Here is a 15,902-nt window from a genome sequence, read left to right as displayed (position 1 = left end):
TGCATGTTCAAGCGCAAATCATGGCTGAGCCGCTGCCTCACGCCCAAGACCGGGTTGCCGGTGCAAGTGGTGTGGAGCGCCAGCGGTCTGGCCTGGGTGTTGCTGGTCGGCCTGTGGGCCGGGTTGTCCTACGGCGGCATCGTGCCGGGGATGTTTCTGCCAACCCCCGGCGCGGTGCTCGAGGCGGCCGTGCGCCTGAGCCGCGACGGTACGCTTGGCACCCACGTGTGGGCCAGCGTCGAAGTGGTGATGGTCGGCTTCATTGTCTCGTCGCTGGTGGCGGTGCCGCTGGGCTTGCTGATGGGCAGCTTTCGCATCGTCCAGGCGTTCCTCGAACCGCTGGTCAACTTCATTCGCTACCTGCCGGTGACCTCGTTCGTGCCGCTGTTCATCCTGTGGATTGGTATCGGTCTGGAGCAGCGCGTGTCGGTGATTATCTTCGGTGTGTTCTTCCAGCAACTGGTGATGATCGCGGACGTGTCCAAAGGGATTTCCAAGGACCTGATCAACGCGTCTTACACCTTGGGTTCCAGCCGCCGTGACGCGGTGCTGCATGTGATCGCTCCGGCCTCGGTGCCCGGTGTGCTCGACACCCTGCGCGTGACCATGGGCTGGGCCTGGACGTATCTGGTGGTGGCCGAGCTGGTCGCGGCCTCCAGTGGCCTCGGTTACCTGAGCCTCAAAGCCATGCGCGGCTTTCAGGTCGACGTGATTTTCCTCGCCATCGCGATCATCGGCCTGCTGGGTCTGGTCACCGATCAACTGTTCCGTTTTCTCCGCTTGAGGGTTGCCGCATGGGCTCAGTAACCGCTGCCAATCACCGTTTCCTCGAACCGCGAGCCGCCGCGCCGCAAGCCGCCGCGCGCCTGCAAGTGGACAAGGTCAGCCTGCGCTACAAGAAGCCCGATGGCGGCACATTCACCGCGCTGGAACAGGTGTCGTTCGAGGTGCCGGATCAGCAGTTCGCGGTACTCGTCGGGCCGTCGGGGTGCGGCAAGTCGAGCCTGTTGTACCTGACTGCCGGCCTGGCCGAGCCGACGTCCGGCGAGATCTACGTTGGCGGTCAGCAAGTGCAAGGCCCCGGTGCCGATCGCGGCATGGTGTTCCAGAGCTACACGCTGTTTCCGTGGCTGACGGTGCGCCAGAACGTCGAATTCGGCCTCAAGCGGCGCGGCATGCCGGCGGCGCGGCGCAAGGAAATCGTCGACTACTACGTCAACGAAGTGGGCCTTGCCGGGTTTGCTGACAACTACGCCAAGCAGCTCTCGGGCGGCATGATGCAGCGCGTGGCGATTGCCCGGGCGCTGGCCAATGATCCGCAGATCCTGCTGATGGACGAGCCGTTTGGCGCACTGGACAGCCAGACTCGCTTGCAGATGCAGCAGCTGTTGCTGCGGGTCTGGGGCAACAGCAAGAAGACTGTGCTGTTCGTGACTCATGATATTGACGAGGCGATCCTGCTCGGCGACCGGGTCTACGTGATGGGCGCCAAACCGGGGCGGATCAAGCAGATCCTCGACGTGCCGATCGAACGCCCGCGCTCGCTGGACATGGTCATGGAGCGCTCGTTCATCGACATGAAACGGGAGATCTTCGGGCTGCTGCATGACGACCTCGAAGAAGTGCACTGACTTGGAGTCATGCATATTTCCCTGTGTGTGGGCTTGCTCGCGAAGGCGTAGTGTCAGCCGCCATCAACTTTGCAGACACACCGCTTTCGCGAGCAAGCCCGCTCCCACAGGAGGTCTTGTGTTTGCTGGCTATGGGGTAGCCGGTAGCAAGAAACGGGCGATGACCGGCAAGTGATCGGAAACGCGCAAGGTATCGTCCTGCCGCACCCTGGCCTCGACCCGTTTGATTTTCGGGCTGTAGAACAGGTAGTCGACCGTGCGATCCGGGCCATTGAGGCCTGGGTCGTTGGGGTAGTGAGTCAGCCAGTGGGCGCGGTCGATGCCGCTGGCTTCGTTGTTGGTCGGGATCATCGGGTACTTGTCCCACAACAGGTGCAGCGCGCTGTCGATCGAGTAGGGCGTGCGCTGCTCGGCGGGCAGGCGCTGATACTGGCCCAGCGGCAACAGGTTGAAGTCGCCGCCGATCAGCCACGGCAGGCCCTGGCTTTCGTATTTGTCGAGCACTTTGGCCACCGCGGTCACTTGCGCCTGCAAGGTGTCATCGGGTTGTCTGGCGCGATCCAGGTGTGTGTTGAACACCGTCAGCTGCCCGCCGTCACTCAGCGGCAGTTTGGTGACAAGCAGGGCGTCCTTCGGTTGGAACTGGCGGCTGATGAGGTTCGCCGGGGGCACCGGCAGTTGCAGGCGTTCGGCGTGTTCGATGCGGTAGCGGCTCAGGGTCGCCAGTTGTCGGCCAACGCTGCCGAAGATATGCGGCTCGGGGACGAAATCGGCCTTCCAGTCGAAAGCGTGGGCGCTGCACGGGTAGAGGTCGGTGACCCGCTCCTGCAGCAGTTTGAGCTGATTCTGGTAATCACTGGCCTTGGCACCGTCATCCAGTTCCTGCAGCAACACCACGTCGGGCTGCTCGTCGCGAATCACCCGCGCCACTTCGTCGAGGCTGAAGGCCATGTCTTCCGGCGTCGGCGCTTCATCGTCGCCTTGGGCCAGGTCGTTCCAGAACACGTAGCGCTTGCCGGCGAGGTATTGCACGTTCCAGGTCATGACTTTCAGCGCCTGCCCGGGCACCAGGTTCGGCGGCGTACCGGTGCAGGTGACTGGCAGGGTTTCGCGGGCATCGGGGCGCCAGGTCAAGCTGTAGATCAGCCCGCCGATCAGGACGATGGCGAGCAAACACGGCAACAGGGTGTAGCGCAGCAGACGGGGCATGGCTCGGCTTATCGCGTTACAAAAGTGACCCCGAGCATACCCGACCGCAGACGCTTGGCCCAAGGGGCACGAGGTCAGGCCACTCCGTTGCGTTTGTCGGGCAATTCACTGATCAGCATGAACAGGCGGAACAGCACCACACTGGTAAACAGTTGCAGGAAGCTGTGTGCACTGTCGATCAGTACCGCGATCAGCGGATTCTGCGGGTCGGGATACACCGCCAGCGTCGCGCCCTTGAGCAGCCACAACGGCCCCATCACGCACAGAATGCACAGCAGGATGCGCCAGAAATGCCCACGGGTCAGGCGCAGGCTTTCCTTCATCGCCTGCAACGGCCCCATGCCGCGCAGCACCAGCAGGTATTCAGCGAACGCCAACATCACCATCAACATCAGCCCTGGCAGGAAATACAGGGACAACCCGAGCAGAATCAGCAGCGTATTGAGCGCCGTGAGCAGGGCGAAGCGCGGCCACAGGCGGGCGGACATCGCCAGCAGGTCAAGGGTGCGCGGGGCTCCGCCGCGGGTGCGGGCGTCGAGGAACAGGATCAGCGCGGCGGTGTACAGCGGGTACACCAGCAGACCGACCACGACACTGGCGGCGGAGAAGCTGTCCGGGTCGGTGACATGGTCCACCACTTGCTGCAGCGCCGCTTCGAAGATCACCAGTGGCAGGCACAACTGCACGATGCTGGCCAGATGGCGTTTGAAAAAATACAGAGAGTCACGCAGTACATCGAAGGCATTCATCAGTCGGTATCGCAGGTCGAAAACAGTGGCTCACTTTAACCGATGATGCGCGGGCCGACACAAACGTAAACATTCGGTAAAGGTCGTTGAAACATCCTGTCACTGCCTCCATTACGGAGGAGCGCCTTGTCCACAGTGGACACGGGCAACGTTATCCCCGGCAATCTACGAGGTCGCCATGAACAGCGAAGAGCAAACCCTGATCGATGGACTGTTTTCCCGGCTGCAACAGGCCGAAACGGAGGCAGCCCCGCGCGACGCCCAGGCTGAGGCGCGGATCAAGGAACACCTGACCCGCCAGCCGGCGGCAGGTTATTTCATGACCCAGGCGATTCTGGTGCAAGAGGCGGCCATCAAGAGCCTCGACGAACAGAACAAGCAGCTGACCCAGCAAGTCCAGCAATTGCAGGCCGAACTGCAAGCGGCCAAGGCCCAGACTGCGGCCCCGGCGCCAAGCGGCGGCGGTGGTTTCCTGTCCAGCATCTTCGGTGGCAGCTCGCGTCCGGCGCCGATCCAGAGCGCTCCGGCTTCTACTGGCGGCTGGCGTGAACCGGCACCGCAGCAGAACTACGCTGCGCCACCGCCACAACCGAACTATGCCGCGCCACCGCCCAACTACGCGCAACAAGCAGCCCCGGCAGCGGGCAGCAGCTTCCTCGGCGGCGCCCTGAAAACTGCCGCTGGCGTGGCCGGTGGCGTGATGCTGGCACAAGGCATCAGCAGCTTGTTCCATCACAACCAGCAGCCTGAAGAAATCGTTGAGGTGATCAAGGAAGAGCCGGCGCAAGTGGCTGACCAGAGCAACAATGACTGGGGCAACGACCAGCGTATGGCCGGCAACGACAGCTTCGGTAACGATCAGGGTGGTCTCGCCGACACCGATTACAGCGACGACAACTCGTCGTTCTTCGATGACGACGATTCCTTCGTCTGACTGATCAGCCGCCCGTACCAACCTGTGGCGAGGGGATAAATTCCCTCGCCACAATCCACCATCCGTCCGGAGTGGTGGGTTGATTATTCGCGCCACCTTCCTGTGGACTGGCATACTGGGCGCCTTTTTCGGGCCTGGCGCCTGATCCCGCTTCGTGCGCTATGCGCTCACAGGAATCCCGGTGAAAAAAATCGCAGTGTTCGCCGACGTGCAGAACCTCTACTACACCGTGCGTCAGGCCTATGGTTGTCACTTCAACTACGCCGCATTGTGGGCAGACATCAGCAAGGACGGGCAGATCGTCGAGGCCTACGCCTATGCGATCGACCGTGGCGACAGCAAACAGCAGCAGTTCCAGCAGATCCTGCGCAACCTCGGCTTCACCGTGAAGCTCAAGCCCTATATCCAGCGCAGCGACGGCTCCGCGAAGGGTGACTGGGACGTGGGCATCACCCTCGACATCATGGACGCGGCCGACCATGTCGACGAAATCGTCCTGGCCTCCGGTGACGGTGACTTCGACATGCTGCTCGAACGCATCATCAGCAAACACGGCGTACAGGCAGTGGCCTACGGCGTACCCGGCCTGACCGCCAATTCGCTGATCCGCGCCGCCAGCCGTTACGTGCCGATCGAAGGCGCGTTGTTGTTGAAGAATTAAGCTGTTACTGAAGAATTGATTTGTACGGAGTTGAACCCGGTTTGGAACGCATTGCAGTCATCGACTTTGAAACCACCGGCCTGTCGCCGAACAGCAGCTGCCGCGCCACGGAAATCGCCGTGGTCATGCTGGAAAACGGGCGCATCGTCGAGCGTTACCAGAGCCTGATGAACGCGGGTGTACGCGTCCCGGCCTTCATCGAACAACTGACCGGTATCAGCAACGCCATGCTGCGCACCGCACCCTCGGCCGAGCGGGTAATGGAGGAGGTCAACGAATTCGTCGGCTGCACGCCGCTGGTCGCGCATAACGCATCGTTCGACCAGAAGTTCTGGGACTTCGAGCTTGGGCGGATCAAACGTACCCGTCTGCAGAATTTTGCCTGCTCGCTGTTGTTGGCGCGCCGCCTGATGCCAGCGGCGCCGAATCACAAGCTCGGTACTCTCACTGCATTCGCCAGCCTGCCGCACACCGGTCAGGCGCACAGGGCGATGGCGGATGCGGAGATGGCGGCCAATCTGATGGCGCATCTGGCGCAAGAGTTGCGGCACAAGCATGGGGTGCGTGAGCTGAACCACGACCTGCTGTGCAAACTGCAGAAAGTCCCGGCAGCCAAAGTCAGCGAGCACCTGCAGCGCTACCGCTGATCCCGAACCCAACACAAAATCCCCTGTGGGAGCGGGCTTGCTCGCGAAAGCGGTGTGTCATTCGGCAAATATGTTGTCTGACACGCCCTCTTCGCGAGCAAGCCCGCTCCCACATTTGGATCGTCTGAGTGCCTGATTACTTGCCGTTGTTTTCGATGAGCCCCAGCGGCACGCGTTTCTCGATCGCGCTCGACAGCACAATCGAAGTCTTGCTGAAGCCGAACTTCGCCACGCGGTTGATCAGCTCTTCCAGCTCCGGCATCGAGCCCACCGCGCCCTTCATCATCACGCACGGATCGCCCGTCACTCGAAAGCACTCGGTCAGTTGCGGAATTTTCACCAGTTCGTCGTAGACCTTCTGACTGCCGTTCTGGTGCAGGCGCAATTCGATCATGCACTGGATCGGCAAGCCGATTTTCGACAGGTCGATGTTCGCCTGATACCCGGTGATCACCCCGCACGCCTCAAGCTTGGCCACGCGCTCGGCCACAGCCGGAGCCGAAAGGTTCACCTTGCGCGCGAGGTCGGCGTAGGACGCGCGACCGTTTTCCAACAGGGCGCTGAGCAGCATGCGGTCGTATTTGTCCAAGACCAGACTCCTGAAATTGCCAGACTTTCGAAATCACGGTTTATCCCGATGATCTCCGTTATTTCAAAAGTGTACCGGCGCTATAAACAGGTTTTGTAACTTATTTTTGCTCGCAGGCCTTTCTAGAATAATCCACACCCTGCCTCTGACTGTCGAGCTGCCCATGCCTGCCTTGCGCCGTTTTTCCTTGCCGTTGATCGCCGCGTTTTTCGCGCTGTACGTGATATGGGGGTCGACCTACCTGGTGATTCGCATTGGCGTCGAATACTGGCCGCCGCTGATGCTCGGCGGGGTACGCTTTGTGATTGCTGGCAGCCTGATGTACGCCTTCCTGCGCTGGCGCGGGGCACCGGCGCCGACGTGGGCGCAGTGGAAAGCGGCGGGGATCATCGGGATTTTGCTGCTCAGCTTCGGTAACGGCGCGGTCAGCGTGGCCGAGCACACGGGCGTGGCTTCCGGCGTGGCGGCACTGGCGGTGGCGACGGTGCCGTTGTTCACCTTGCTGTGCGGGTATTTCTGGGGTGCGCGCAACACTCGACTGGAATGGGCCGGGGTAGCGTTGGGGATTATCGGCATCGCCATGCTCAACATGGGCTCCAACCTGCAATCGAGCCCGATGGGCGCGGCGCTGCTGATTTTTGCGGCGGCGACCTGGGCGTTCGGCTCGGTGTGGAGTAAACACCTGCCGCTGCCGCAAGGGGCGATGGCCAGTGCCGTGGAGATGCTGGTGGGCGGCGTGGTGCTGCTGATCGGCAGCGCGGTGAGCGGCGAACACCTGCAAGCCGTGCCGCCGGTGGAAGGCTGGCTGGCGCTGGCGTACCTGATTTTCTTCGGCTCGATCATCGCCTTCAATTCCTACATGTACCTGCTCAAGCATGTGCGTCCGGCGGCGGCCACCAGTTATGCCTACGTCAACCCGGCGGTGGCCGTGTTGCTGGGGATCGTGTTTGTCGGCGAGACCATCGGCCTGGAAGAAGCGCTGGCGATGCTGGTGATCATCAGTGCCGTGGTGCTGATCGGTCTGCCGCAATGGCGGCGCCCCGCGCAGCCACCCGTCGTGGAGGCGCCGAAGACAGCCATTCCAGCAGAGCAACGTGTGAATTAGGGTAAACTGCGCGCAATTGCACTCCTGTTTTGCGCAACCGCGCTGATTTTTCCTACGGTACTCCCATGACTTTCGCCACCCTTGGCCTGATCGAACCCTTGCTGCGCTCCCTCGAGACGCTCGGCTACCAGACTCCAACGCCGGTCCAGGCGCAAGCCATCCCGGCCGTTCTGGCCGGTCGCGACCTGATGGCTGCGGCCCAGACCGGCACCGGCAAGACCGCCGGTTTCGCCTTGCCGCTGCTGCAGTTGCTGGCCATGGAAGGGCCGAAAGTCACCGCCAACTCGGTGCGCGCACTGATTCTGGTGCCGACCCGCGAGCTGGCCGAACAGGTTCACGAATCCGTGCGCCAGTACGCTGAAAACCTGCCGCTGCGCACCTATGCGGTGTACGGCGGCGTGAGCATCAACCCGCAGATGATGAAGCTGCGCGGCGGTGTTGATCTGCTGGTGGCGACGCCGGGCCGTTTGCTCGACCTGTTCCGCCAGAACGCGCTGAAATTCAATCAGCTGCAAACCCTGGTGCTGGACGAAGCCGACCGGATGCTCGACCTCGGTTTCTCCGAAGAGCTGGCGAACATCTATCGCGCGCTGCCGAAGAAGCGCCAGACCCTGCTGTTTTCCGCGACGTTCTCCGATGACATCCGCCTGCTGGCCGGGCAGATGCTCAACGATCCGCTGAGTGTCGAAGTCAGCCCGCGTAACGTCGCGGCCAACACCGTCAAGCAATGGCTGGTGACGGTGGACAAGAAGCGCAAGCCGGAACTGTTCGTGCACCTGATGCGCAAGAACAAGTGGAAGCAGGTGCTGGTGTTCGCCAAGACCCGCAACGGCGTTGACGCGCTGGTGGAAAAACTCCAGGGCCTGGGCGTGAATGCCGATGGCATCCATGGCGACAAACCGCAGGCGACCCGCCAGCGTGCGCTGGATCGTTTCAAACTCAGTGAAGTGCAGATTCTGGTGGCCACCGATGTGGCTGCCCGGGGTCTGGACATCGAAGACCTGCCGCTGGTGGTCAACTTCGACCTGCCGATCGTGGCGGAGGATTACATTCACCGCATCGGTCGTACCGGGCGCGCTGGCGCTACGGGCGAGGCGATTTCGCTGGTGTGCGCCGATGAAGTGAACATGCTCTCGGCGATCGAGATGCTCACGCGTCAGACCTTGAAGCGCCAGAACGAGCCGGACTTCGAACCTGAGCACCGCGTGCCGGATACCGATGCCAGCGGTCAGGTGATCAAAAAGCCGAAGAAACCGAAAAAGCCGAAGACCTCCGGCGGCGGTGGCGGCAAGCGTAATCTCGGCAAGTGGGTCGACAGTGGCGATACCCAGGCGCCGGAGCCTTCGATCAAGCCTGTGCGTAAAGTGCCGGTGTTCAATACCGGGCCGCGTAAGCGCAAACCTTGATTTGATGCGGCGTCTGTAAGGACGCCTTCGCGAGCAAGCCCGCTCCCACATGGGTCTTCAGTGAAATGGAGATATCCTGTGGGAGCGGGCTTGCTCGCAAAGGGCGCACCGCAGTCTTCAGCCCTTGCGCTGCAACCACTCCAGCAGCCCAAACCCCGCAGTCCGCCCACTGGCAAAGCACCCTGTGAGCAAATAGCCGCCCGTCGGCGCTTCCCAGTCCAGCATCTCCCCCGCGCAGAACACCCCCGGCAACGCCTTGAGCATCAAGCACTCATCCATCGCCTCGAACATCACGCCACCGGCGCTGCTGATCGCTTCGTCCAGCGGACGGGTTTTCACCAGGGTCAACGGCAATGCCTTGATCGCCCGGGCCAACAGCGCCGGGTCGGCAAAGGTTGTCGCGTCAGTCAATTCACGCAGCAGCGCCGCTTTCACCCCGTCGATTCCGACCTGACTGTGCAGATGCTTGGCCATCGAGCGCGAGCCTCGCGGTTTGCTCAACGCGGCCTGCAATTTATCCACAGGCCGGCCCGGCAGCAGATCGATGTGCACCGTGGCTGAGCCATGCGCGTTGATCGCCTCGCGAATCGGCGCCGACAGCGCGTAGATCAGGCTGCCTTCAACGCCCGTTGCGGTGATCACGCATTCGCCCAAGCGCGGCACATCGTCGTTCAAACCGATGGCGACGTTTTTCAGCGGTGCGCCAGCGAATTTGCTGACAAGCAATTCGCTCCAGGCCTGCACTTCGAAGCCGCAATTACTCGGCTGCAACGGCGCCAGTCCTACGCCTTTTTGCTCCAGCGGCAGCATCCACGCGCCGTCCGAGCCGAGGCGCGACCAACTGCCGCCGCCGAGGGCGAGCAGGGTGGCATCGGGTTTGACGGTGATGTCGCCGTCGGGGCCGGCGATGCGCAGTGCGCCGTGTTCATCCCAACCAAGCCAGCGATGGCGGGTGTGGATAACCACGCCGCAGTCGCGCAGGCGCTTGAGCCAGGCACGCAGCAATGGGGCGGCTTTCATGTCGGTGGGGAACACCCGACCGGAGCTGCCAATGAAGGTCTCGATACCGAGGTCGTGAATCCAGCGGCACAACGCATCGGCGTCGAAGGCGCGCAACCAGGGTGCGATTTGCGGTGCGCGTTCGGCGTAGCGCGAGAGGAACGCCGGGTAGGCTTCGGAATGGGTGATGTTCATGCCGCCGACTCCGGCCAGCAGGAACTTGCGCCCCACCGACGGCATGCCGTCGTACAGATCGACGCGCACGCCGGCCTGGCTCAGCACCTCGGCGGCCATCAGGCCAGCGGGGCCACCGCCGATGATGGCGACGTGAGCGGAGAGGGGGGCGGATGTCTGGGTCATGGCGTGCGCTGTGGTATGGCGGGATAAGGCGCGCATTCTAACAGCGCAGATCGATGTGGGAGATCCCTGTGGGAGCGAGCCTGCTCGCGAAAGCGATGGGTCAGTCACTTTTATGTCGACTGTGCCGACGTCTTCGCGAGCAGGTTCGCTCCCACAGGGAAATCATGGTGGGTTCGGTATCTGGTTAAAAAACAACCATCAAGCTGTACGCCATGTTCGCTGTGGCCTGTAGTCCCTTTCGCTCAGGTTATCCACAGGCCGTTCCACAGCCATTGTGGGTAACGCAGCACAACTTAATGACAACCCAGTGACTGCCAGACTCGTTGCGCGCTGTGGTGCAGGATGCCGTGGCGGCGGGCGAGGGCGTGGCGATCCTTGCTGTAGCCGCCACCGATGACCCCGACCACCGGGATGTCACGGCCCAGACAATGGCGCATCACGCTTTCATCGCGGGCGGCGACACCGGCGTCGGTCAGTTGCAGATAACCGAGGGCGTCGTCCTTGTGCACGTCAACGCCGGCGTCATACAGCACCAGATCCGGTTGATACAGCGGCAGCAGGTAGTTGAGTGTGTCATCCACCACTTTCAGGTAATCGGCATCGCCCATGCCTTTGGGCAGCGGAATGTCCCAGTCGCTTTCGGCCTTGCGTGCAGGAAAATTCTTTTCACAGTGCAGGGAAACGGTGATCGCCTCTGGCGTGTCCTGCAGGATTCGCGCGGTGCCGTCGCCCTGATGCACGTCGCAATCGAAGATCAGCACCCGGCTCACCCGACCGCTTTGCAGCAGGTAATGGCTGATGATCGCCAGGTCGTTGAAAATGCAGAACCCGGCCGGGTAATCGTAATGGGCGTGGTGTGTACCGCCGGCCAGGTGGCAGGCCAGGCCGTGCGCCAAGGCTTTTTCGGCCGCCAGAATCGAACCGCCGACAGCCCGCACGGTGCGTCGGGCCAGTGCTTCGTTCCACGGCAGGCCGAGGCGCCGCTGGTCTTCGCGGGACAACTCGCCGCTCATGTAGCGTTCGATATAGCTACGGTCATGGGCGAGGGCGAGGATGTCGTTGGGGCAGATCTCTGGACGCAGCAGATCAGCGTCGCGGGTCAGGCCGCTGTCGACCAGGTGATCGCGCAGCAAACGGAACTTGTCCATCGGAAAGCGGTGATCCGCCGGAAAGTCGGGGCTGTAGTCTTCGTGGTAGATCAGCGGCACTGGCATGGTGATTTCTTATCAGTACTTGGGGTCAGGAACGTAGGAAAGCGTGAAGGATCCTACCAGCGATGTAGACTTGCGGCATGGAAACGGAGGGGCACGATGGAGCCGATACAGGAACTCGAAAGCGCACGCCTGTTGATGCGCCAGTGGCGCGACGAGGATTTGCCGGCATTTGCTGTGATGTGCGCCGATCCTCAGGTGATGCGCTATTTTCCGGCGCCGATGAGCCGCCTGGAAAGCGCGTCGATGATCGGCCGCGTGCGCGGGCATTTTGCCGAGCACGGTTATGGCTTGTGGGCGCTGGAGCGCAAGGACAGCGGCGAGTTCATCGGTTTTACCGGCCTCGGCGTGGTCGGCTTCGATGCGCCATTCACCCCAGCCGTGGAAATCGGCTGGCGTCTGGCCAAGGAACATTGGGGCCTGGGTTACGCCAGTGAGGCAGCCTGGACGGCATTGCGCGCAGGCTTTGATCGGCTGGCGCTGAGGGAGATCGTGTCCTTCACCGCACAGAGCAATCTGCCGTCGGAGAAAGTCATGCAGGCGATTGGCATGCATCACGACCCTGCCGATGATTTCGATCACCCCAAACTGGCTGTCGACCACCCGCTGCGTCGACATCTGTTGTACCGCATCACCCGGGAGCAATGGCTGCAGACCTTGCATGGCTAAGCCGACACGGACGTTTACAATGGCGCGACAGTGGCTCGCGCCAGAACCTGAATGGGCCGCCGCAGCCAAGACTGCGCGGCATAGCGTTGTGTGAGGAGAGTCTGAATGAGCCAAGTGTTGGATGATCTGGTTGACCTGCTGACCCTGGAGCCGATCGAGGAAAACCTGTTCCGTGGCCGCAGCCAGGACTTGGGTTTCCGTCAGTTGTTCGGTGGTCAGGTGCTCGGTCAGTCGCTGTCGGCGGCCAGTCAGACGGTTGAAGAGGCGCGTCATGTGCATTCGATGCACGGCTATTTTTTGCGCCCCGGCGACGCCAAGTTGCCGGTGGTGTATTCGGTGGATCGCGTGCGTGATGGCGGCAGTTTCAGCACTCGCCGGGTGACGGCGATCCAGAAAGGGCATCCGATCTTTACCTGCAGCGCGTCGTTTCAGTACGACGAGGAAGGCTTCGAACATCAGAGCCAGATGCCGGTGGTGGTCGGCCCGGAAAACCTGCCGTCGGAGCTGGAACTGACCCAGCAACGCGCGCACCTGATCCCCGAGCACATGCGCGAAAAGCTGCTGTGCCCGAAACCGATCGAAGTTCGCCCGGTCACCGAAAAAGACCCGTACAACCCGCAGCCGGCCGATCCGGTGAAGTACGTGTGGTTCCGCGCTGACGGTGCGCTGGCCGACATTCCGGCGTTGCATAAATACCTGCTGGCCTACGCCTCGGACTTCGGTCTGCTGACCACCTCGATGCTGCCCCACGGCAAGTCGGTCTGGCAGAAGGACATGCAGGTCGCCAGCCTCGATCACGCGTTGTGGTTCCACAACGATTTGCGCGCCGATGACTGGTTGCTCTACGCGATGGACAGCCCATGGGCCGGCAATTCCCGTGGCTTCTCCCGTGGCAGCGTGTACAACCGCGCCGGGCAACTGGTGGCGTCGGTGACCCAGGAAGGCTTGATTCGTCACCGCAAGGACTGGGCATGAGCCTGAGCGATGTGAAGCACTGGGTGTTCGACATGGACGGCACCCTGACCGTCGCGGTGCATGACTTTGCGGCGATCCGCGTGGCGCTGGCGATTCCGCCCGAGGATGACATCCTTACCCATCTCGCAGCGCTGCCGGCCGATGAAGCGGCAGCGAAGCATGCGTGGCTGTTGGAGCATGAGCGTGATCTGGCGCTGGGTTCAAAACCGGCGGTGGGTGCGGTGGAGCTGGTGCGCGACCTGCACGAGCGCGGTTATCGCCTTGGCATCCTGACGCGCAATGCACGGGAACTGGCGCATGTGACGCTCGAAGCGATTGGCCTGGCCGACTGCTTCGCGGTGGAAGATGTACTGGGCCGCGATGAAGCTCCGCCCAAGCCGCATCCTGGCGGGTTGCTGAAACTGGCCGAGGCCTGGAACGTGCCGGCCAGCGAGATGGTGATGGTCGGTGATTACCGCTTCGATCTGGATTGCGGGCGAGCGGCCGGGGCGCGGACGGTGCTGGTGAATTTGCCGGATAACCCGTGGCCGGAGTTGACCGACTGGCATGCGCAGGATTGTGTGGTGTTGCGGCAGATGCTTTCGGCCTGAGATCCTCGGCGCCTGCCAGATTGCCTTCGCGAGCAAGCCCGCTCCCACCTATGGAATGCATTCCCCTGTGGGAGCGGGCTTGCTCGCGAAGAGGCCAGAGCGGCCACCGCAGGGATTACTGATCGAACAGGGCTTTCTGCCCCTGCGGCGATGTCAGCATCCCATCGCCGTTATGCCCCACCCCCGGCACTTCAACCAGCCGCTGATTGACCCCTTCCGGATGGCGGCGCAGCAGGTAGCCGAAAAACAGTTTGCCGCGCTCCAGGCGATAAGCGCCCTGGGCTTCGGCGGCGCAACGCTTGTCCAGCGCCGGATGCTGCGGGTCGATGTCCTGTTGGCCGAGCAGATAAATCACCTCGCGCTTGATGTAACTGCTTTCAAGCTGCAACGGCGTTTGCCCACCGGCGTACACCGGCATGTCGCTCAGACCGTACTTCCAGCGATTGAAACCCGGGCACTGCGCGTGATCGAACGCCACGGGCCGCTGTTCGTTGAAATAAGCATACGAAGACGGATTGGCCACGACATACCGCAGACGAATGCCGTTGGCCTTCAGTGCCGGCTGATCCTTGGCGAGCAGGGCATAGCGCTGCACCACTTGGCCGCCACCGGAATGGCCGAAAATCACGATCTGCTGCACATCCGGGAACTGCTTGCGATCGCTGACCCGCGAGACGATTTCGTCCAGTGCAGCGTAGGAGCTCAGCGGATTCGGCCCTGTGGATAACCCGCCACCCATCCACTCGTTGCCTTTCCAGCGCAACAATGTGTTGGGCAGGGAGTACAGGGCGACGTCACTTTCGTTGAGAAACTGCGGGGCGATCACCAGCGTGTGCGCGGTTTGCCCGGCCAGTTCGGCGGCGCTCTCGGCGCTTTTGCGGTAGGTCTCGGCGTTGCGCAGACGACCGTGAATGACGATCAGCACCCGTTCGATCTTCTCCGGCGCCGGGCCGAGGCCGACAGCCATTTCCCCGGCCTTCAGTTGCAGACGCCCGGGACTGATCGCGTCGACACCGGCGGCCTGGGCACTGCCGCCGATGATCAGTAAAGCCAAAAGCCATTTACGCATTTAGAGGTTTTTCGCGGCGAAGGTATCGCACTGGCCGACCTGGCCCTGGGCGAATCCGGTTTTGAACCAGCGCACTCGTTGCGCCGACGTGCCATGGGTAAACGAGTCCGGCACCACACGGCCCTGACCCTGTTGTTGCAGTCGATCATCACCGATGGCGTTGGCCGCGTTCAAGGCCTCTTCGACGTCACCGGGTTCCAGCCAGTTCAGGCGCTTCTGCGCATGGTAGGCCCAGACGCCGGCGAGGCAGTCGGCCTGCAATTCCTGACGCACGAGCAAACCGCCATCGCCTTGCATCTGCCGGCCCTGCTGGCGGGCGGCCTGGATTTTTGCCGAGACGCCGAGCAGCGTCTGCACATGGTGGCCGACTTCATGCGCGATCACGTAGGCCTGGGCGAAGTCGCCGGCGGCCTTGAAGCGCTGGGCCATTTCCTGGAAGAACGCCATGTCCAGATAGACTTTCTGATCCGCCGGGCAATAGAACGGGCCAGTGGCCGAGGTGGCGAGACCGCAGGCGGAATTCACCCGGTTGCTGAACAGCACCAGGGTCGGATCCTTATATTGGCGCCCGGCCTGCTGGAAAATCGCGCCCCAGGTGTCTTCGGTGTCGCCAAGAATCGAGCGGACGAATTCGGCCTGCTGGTCATTGGCCGGTGGCGCTTGACGGGTTTGCGTTGTAGCGGGTGCCGATTGCTCGGTCATTTGCCCGGTGAGCTGGCCGAGGATCTGCAAAGGATCCTGCCCGGTGATCCAGCCGATGCCGACGATCAGCAGGATCGCCCCGAGGCTCAGGCCCTTGCCGCCACCGAAACGCATGCCACCGCCACCGCTGTCGCCCTCATCACCCCGGGCGTCGACGACGTTGTCACTGCGTCGGCCTTTTTTCCATAGCATGTGGGAATCCTCTATCTGTACCGGGTGAAAGTTGCGTGGTGATGAGTGTTGCTGGTGCGCAGGAGCGGCGCCAGTCCGGTCGTCAGACAGCCGGGCGGCGCGACGGTTCTGTCGCCGCCAGATTAGCGTTTTAGCCGCGTGCCCGGGAAGGTATCGTGTGCAGTGCGGTGGTTTCTACTCTGTGTGGAAACGCGGTGCGGGTGA

At 62.3% G+C, this 15,902-nt stretch carries 17 protein-coding genes; 10 read left to right on the top strand and 7 right to left on the bottom strand.

Annotated features, from left to right (window positions below):
• The first annotated feature begins 3 nt into the window (after positions 1-3).
• Both AC0J41_RS22660 and AC0J41_RS22655 read left to right on the top strand, forming a co-directional pair.
• Entirely contained in the window at positions 4-807 is an 804-nt protein-coding gene (locus AC0J41_RS22660) for an ABC transporter permease (protein ID WP_025108723.1), read from the top strand.
• Positions 795-1,631, top strand: a complete 837-nt coding sequence (locus AC0J41_RS22655; protein ID WP_473013661.1) for an ABC transporter ATP-binding protein — start codon at positions 795-797, stop codon at positions 1,629-1,631. The genes AC0J41_RS22660 and AC0J41_RS22655 overlap by 13 nt, the downstream gene beginning before the upstream one ends.
• 129 nt (positions 1,632-1,760) lie before the next feature.
• Here AC0J41_RS22655 and AC0J41_RS22650 read toward each other — a convergent pair whose 3' ends face one another.
• Both AC0J41_RS22650 and AC0J41_RS22645 read right to left on the bottom strand, forming a co-directional pair.
• Positions 1,761-2,840 (bottom strand): endonuclease/exonuclease/phosphatase family protein, encoded by a 1,080-nt coding sequence (locus tag AC0J41_RS22650; RefSeq protein WP_473013660.1) that lies wholly within the window; start codon positions 2,838-2,840, stop codon positions 1,761-1,763.
• A gap of 74 nt (positions 2,841-2,914) precedes the next feature.
• Positions 2,915-3,589, bottom strand: coding sequence for a YciC family protein (locus AC0J41_RS22645; RefSeq protein ID WP_473013659.1), 675 nt, complete (start codon positions 3,587-3,589; stop codon positions 2,915-2,917).
• Between the two features lie 178 nt (positions 3,590-3,767).
• Between AC0J41_RS22645 and AC0J41_RS22640 the strand changes: the two genes are divergently transcribed.
• The 3 genes from AC0J41_RS22640 to AC0J41_RS22630 all read left to right on the top strand — a co-directional run bounded on the left by AC0J41_RS22640 (position 3,768) and on the right by AC0J41_RS22630 (position 5,831).
• Entirely contained in the window at positions 3,768-4,523 is a 756-nt protein-coding gene (locus AC0J41_RS22640) for a DUF2076 domain-containing protein (RefSeq protein WP_473013658.1), read from the top strand.
• Positions 4,524-4,704: 181 nt separating this feature from the next.
• Positions 4,705-5,184, top strand: coding sequence for a LabA-like NYN domain-containing protein (locus tag AC0J41_RS22635; protein ID WP_007949802.1), 480 nt, complete (start codon positions 4,705-4,707; stop codon positions 5,182-5,184).
• Between the two features lie 41 nt (positions 5,185-5,225).
• A complete protein-coding gene (locus AC0J41_RS22630; protein ID WP_025108728.1) occupies positions 5,226-5,831 on the top strand; it encodes a 3'-5' exonuclease in 606 nt (201 codons plus the stop codon).
• A 136-nt stretch (positions 5,832-5,967) separates the two neighbouring features.
• Here AC0J41_RS22630 and AC0J41_RS22625 read toward each other — a convergent pair whose 3' ends face one another.
• Positions 5,968-6,420, bottom strand: coding sequence for an Lrp/AsnC family transcriptional regulator (locus AC0J41_RS22625; protein WP_025108729.1), 453 nt, complete (start codon positions 6,418-6,420; stop codon positions 5,968-5,970).
• 163 nt (positions 6,421-6,583) lie between these two features.
• On the opposite strand from AC0J41_RS22625, the gene yedA reads away from it, so the two are divergent.
• Together yedA and AC0J41_RS22615 are read left to right on the top strand one after the other, a co-directional pair.
• A complete protein-coding gene (yedA, locus tag AC0J41_RS22620) occupies positions 6,584-7,525 on the top strand; it encodes a drug/metabolite exporter YedA (RefSeq protein ID WP_025108730.1) in 942 nt (313 codons plus the stop codon).
• A gap of 65 nt (positions 7,526-7,590) precedes the next feature.
• A complete protein-coding gene (locus AC0J41_RS22615; RefSeq protein ID WP_473013657.1) occupies positions 7,591-8,931 on the top strand; it encodes a DEAD/DEAH box helicase in 1,341 nt (446 codons plus the stop codon).
• Between the two features lie 117 nt (positions 8,932-9,048).
• On the opposite strand, the gene AC0J41_RS22610 is transcribed toward AC0J41_RS22615, so the two are convergent.
• Both AC0J41_RS22610 and AC0J41_RS22605 read right to left on the bottom strand, forming a co-directional pair.
• Complete coding sequence (locus AC0J41_RS22610; RefSeq protein WP_473013656.1) at positions 9,049-10,290, bottom strand: TIGR03862 family flavoprotein; 1,242 nt, start codon at positions 10,288-10,290, stop codon at positions 9,049-9,051.
• Positions 10,291-10,583: 293 nt separating this feature from the next.
• Positions 10,584-11,504, bottom strand: a complete 921-nt coding sequence (locus AC0J41_RS22605; protein WP_473013655.1) for a histone deacetylase family protein — start codon at positions 11,502-11,504, stop codon at positions 10,584-10,586.
• A gap of 96 nt (positions 11,505-11,600) precedes the next feature.
• Between AC0J41_RS22605 and AC0J41_RS22600 the strand changes: the two genes are divergently transcribed.
• From AC0J41_RS22600 to AC0J41_RS22590, 3 genes are all read left to right on the top strand, one after another.
• Positions 11,601-12,170, top strand: a complete 570-nt coding sequence (locus tag AC0J41_RS22600; RefSeq protein ID WP_473013654.1) for a GNAT family N-acetyltransferase — start codon at positions 11,601-11,603, stop codon at positions 12,168-12,170.
• 105 nt (positions 12,171-12,275) lie between these two features.
• A complete protein-coding gene (tesB, locus tag AC0J41_RS22595) occupies positions 12,276-13,145 on the top strand; it encodes an acyl-CoA thioesterase II (RefSeq protein WP_025108735.1) in 870 nt (289 codons plus the stop codon).
• Complete coding sequence (locus AC0J41_RS22590) at positions 13,142-13,735, top strand: HAD family hydrolase (protein ID WP_473013653.1); 594 nt, start codon at positions 13,142-13,144, stop codon at positions 13,733-13,735. Before tesB ends, AC0J41_RS22590 begins: the two co-directional genes overlap by 4 nt.
• Positions 13,736-13,850: 115 nt before the next feature.
• Here the strand turns inward: AC0J41_RS22590 and AC0J41_RS22585 are convergent, their stop codons facing one another.
• Both AC0J41_RS22585 and ypfJ read right to left on the bottom strand, forming a co-directional pair.
• Positions 13,851-14,804, bottom strand: a complete 954-nt coding sequence (locus AC0J41_RS22585) for an alpha/beta fold hydrolase (protein ID WP_473013652.1) — start codon at positions 14,802-14,804, stop codon at positions 13,851-13,853.
• A complete protein-coding gene (gene ypfJ, locus AC0J41_RS22580) occupies positions 14,805-15,698 on the bottom strand; it encodes a KPN_02809 family neutral zinc metallopeptidase (protein WP_025108738.1) in 894 nt (297 codons plus the stop codon).
• Positions 15,699-15,902: the final 204 nt, after the last annotated feature.

The organism is Pseudomonas sp. Arb-4-2C (assembly GCF_055755015.1).
Note: the sequence above shows the minus strand (reverse complement) of the source record. Positions and strands in the feature narration are given on the sequence as shown.